The following is a 3,337-nucleotide window of genomic DNA, read 5'->3' as shown; positions in this document are numbered from 1 at the left end:
GGGAAGGGGGAGCGGCGCAGCAGGCGGAGGGTGTCGCGGTCGTTCTCCAGGAGCCGTTCCACCAGGGCGCCGAACCAGGAGCCGGCGTACGCGGGGGAGAGCGCGGCGAACCACATCAGCCAGTCGAGCCGCAGATGGTACGGGGCGAACTGACGGGGCCAGCGCCGCGGATCACCCGGCTTGCCCCGGAACTCGTACTCCCGCCACTCGGACTCCTCGCGCGGTACGTCGTCCGCCGTGCCCTCGACCACCACCTCGTACCGCACCCGGCTGACGCTGCCGAAGGCCCCGTAGGTGTTGACCAGGTGCAGCGGGTCGAAGGAACGGTTCATGACCTGGCGGCGGGAGATCATGTTGCGGACCGGGTGGTAGCTGAGCCACAGGACCAGCGCGGTGACGGCGAGCACGACGATCGCGTACCACAGGGGCGGGCCGGGGGCCTCCGGTGCGGTCGTGCCGAAGTCGACGGCGGACAGGGCCAGCACGATCGTGATCCAGTTCAGCCAGGAGAAGTTGCCGGAGAGCACCAGCCACAGCTGCGTCGCGATCATCAGCGAGGCGGCGGCCGTCGCGACCGGCTGCGGGGCGAAGAGCAGGAACGGGACCACGAGCTGGGTGACGTGGTTGGCGGCCACCTCGACGCGGTGGAACGGCTTCGGCAGGTGGTGGAAGAACCAGCTGAGCGGACCGGGCATCGGCTGGGTCTCGTGGTGGTGGTCGAGACAGGTGAGCTTCCGCCAGCACTCGTCGCCGCGCATCTTGATCAGCCCGGCCCCGAACTCGACCCGGAACAGCACCCAGCGCAGCAGGAACAGCACGACGACCGGCGGCGCCACCTCGTCGTTGCCGAGGAGGACGGCCAGAAAGCCGACCTCCAGCAGCAGCGACTCCCAGCCGAAGGAGTACCAGGTCTGGCCGACGTTCACGATCGACAGGTACATCGCCCACGGCACGAACCACAGCACCATGCCCGCCCAGAGCGGCAGCAGGGAGTCCAGCCCGGCGACCAGCGCCACCGACACCGCACAGCCCGTCCAGGCCCACGCCGCGAAGAAACGGTCCGAGTAATGGTGGTGGAACACGCTCGGCGCACGCCGGAACGGCACCCGCTCGACGAAACGGGGCACTGGCAGCATGCCCCGCTCGCCGATCAGCGCGCGGAACTGCAGGGCCGCCCCCAGGAAGGCGACCGCATAGATCACGGCCAGGGACCGCTGGAAGAGCAGTCGGCTCAGCCAGAGGTCGGGTGCGGTGAACCAGTCCACGGTACCGACGATAGTGAGCGGAGCGAGGTCCGGTCGGTCGGTGGGCCGGACCGGATGCGATGTCGGCCCTCCACTCGATTAATCGGGCAAATGCTGTCAAAGTGTCCCCATGGTTGATCGGGGAGCGAGCGACTCGGACGTCCCGGACGACTGGCTCTCCCACCCGGACCACGTCCTGGCGCTCAATCTCATGGGCACCTTCGACTGGGACCTCGACGCCGGTGCGTTCCACATGGACGCCAAGGCCCACGAGATCTTCGACCTGCGCCCGGACGAGTACGACGGGGACCCCGCGAGCCTGTCCATGCGGGTGCCCCCGATGGAGGGCTACAGACTCGACGCCCTGGTCTCGCAGGCCCTCAAGGACGGCAGCGAGAACTACGGCGCCTACTTCCGCATCCGGCTGCGCGACGGCACCCTGCGCTGGACCCACAGCCAGGGTTACATCCGCCGTGACGCCACCGGCCGCCCGTACCGGGTCATCGGCATCGTCCGTGACGCCACCCGCGAACTGAGCGAGATCGGCTCACGCACCGAACAGGCCGCGATCGACGAGGTCCGCCGCAAACAGGCCAACGTCGTCCAGGTCATCACGGCCGCCCTGGCCCACGCCCGGACCGTGCAGGACGTGATCGACGTCCTGGAGGACACCGACGGACTCACCCACCTCGGCGCGGCCAGCCTCGTCATGGGCCTGGTGGAGGCCGGACGCGTCCGGATGGTCGCCGCCGGCCCCGAGGACAGCTATGTGCCCGGCACCCGGATCACCCGCCTCGACGTGAAGTACCCGATGAACGAGGTCGTACGGCACCTCTCTCCGCACTTCATCGAGTCGCCGGAGGAGTTCGCCGAGTCCTATCCGCTGCTGTGGCCGCACATCACCGACCTCAAGATCACCTCGGCCGCGTATCTGCCGCTGATCGTGCAGGCCCGCCCCATCGGGGCGATGGGGCTGCTCTACAACGACCGGCGCGGCTTCAGCTCCGAGGAACGCGACGTCCTCATCGCGCTCGGCAGCAGCATCGCCCAGAGCCTGCAGCGGGCCATGTTCTACGAGCAGGAGAAGGACCTCGCCGAGGGGCTCCAGCAGGCCATGCTGCCCCGGTCCATCCCCAGCGTCCCCGGCGCCGACATCGCCGTCCGCTACCGCGCCGCCTCCTTCGGGGGCTCGCTCGGCCGGGACATCGGCGGCGACTGGTACGACCTGATCCCCTTGCCGGGCGGGCGCGTCGGCGCGGTCATCGGCGACGTCCAGGGCCACGACACGCACGCGGCGGCCGTCATGGGACAGCTGCGGATCGTCCTGAAGGCCTACGCCACCGAGGGCCACACCCCGGCCACCGTGATGGCCCGGGCCTCGGCCTTCCTCCACGAACTCGACACCGACCGCTTCGCGACCTGCCTGTACGCGGAGGCCGACCTGTCCACCGGCGTGGTCCAGGTCGTCCGGGCCGGCCACATCGACCCGCTGGTACGGCACACCGACGGCTCCTGCGACCGGGTCGGCGTGGAAGGGGGTCTGCCGCTCGGGCTGTCCGCCGAGTTCGGCGGCCTGGAGTACCCCGTCACCACCGTCGAGATGTTCCCGGGGCAGACGCTGCTGCTCTGCACCGACGGGCTCATCGAACAGCCCGGTGCCGACCTCGACGACGGCCTCCGGGTGCTGAAGGCGCTGATCGCCACCGGCCCCGACGACGTCGACGATCTCGCCGACCGGCTCATCGACGTGGCGGAGGAGAGGGGCGGCGACGACGACGTGGCCCTCCTGCTGCTGCGCCGCCGCAGCCGCAGCGCCGAGCCCGGCGGGCGGCTCCAGCAGCATGTGGCGCCGGGTGATCCGGAGGCGCTCACCGAGGCGCGGCACATGATCGGCGCGGCGGTCCGCACCTGGGGTGCGCGGGATCGGGCCGACGAGATCGAGCTCGTCGCGGACGAGCTGATCACCAATGCGCTGATGCACACGGAGGGGGCGGCGATCGTGACGTTGCGGGCGCTCGCGGGGTCCGACCGGCGGTTGCGGGTGGAGGTCGAGGATTCGTCCAGTGCGTTGCCGCGGCGGCGGGAGGCGGGGG

Annotated in this window: 2 protein-coding genes; one reads left to right on the top strand and one right to left on the bottom strand. The window is 70.4% G+C overall.

The features are described 5' to 3' along the window. Positions 1–1,265 (bottom strand): lipase maturation factor family protein (locus P1P70_RS42350; protein ID WP_319247496.1); only part of this gene is annotated, 1,265 nt, incomplete at its 3' end. A gap of 109 nt (positions 1,266–1,374) precedes the next feature. Between P1P70_RS42350 and P1P70_RS42345 the strand changes: the two genes are divergently transcribed. After that, positions 1,375–3,337, top strand: a 1,963-nt coding sequence (locus P1P70_RS42345) for a SpoIIE family protein phosphatase (protein ID WP_319247495.1), incomplete at its 3' end; no start/stop codon positions are given.

This window comes from Streptomyces sp. MB09-02B, from assembly GCF_033794485.1.
In the GTDB taxonomy this organism is placed as follows: Bacteria; Actinomycetota; Actinomycetes; order Streptomycetales; family Streptomycetaceae; genus Streptomyces.
The sequence above is the reverse complement of the archived record's forward strand: the minus strand, read 5'-3'. Positions and strand labels throughout refer to the sequence as shown.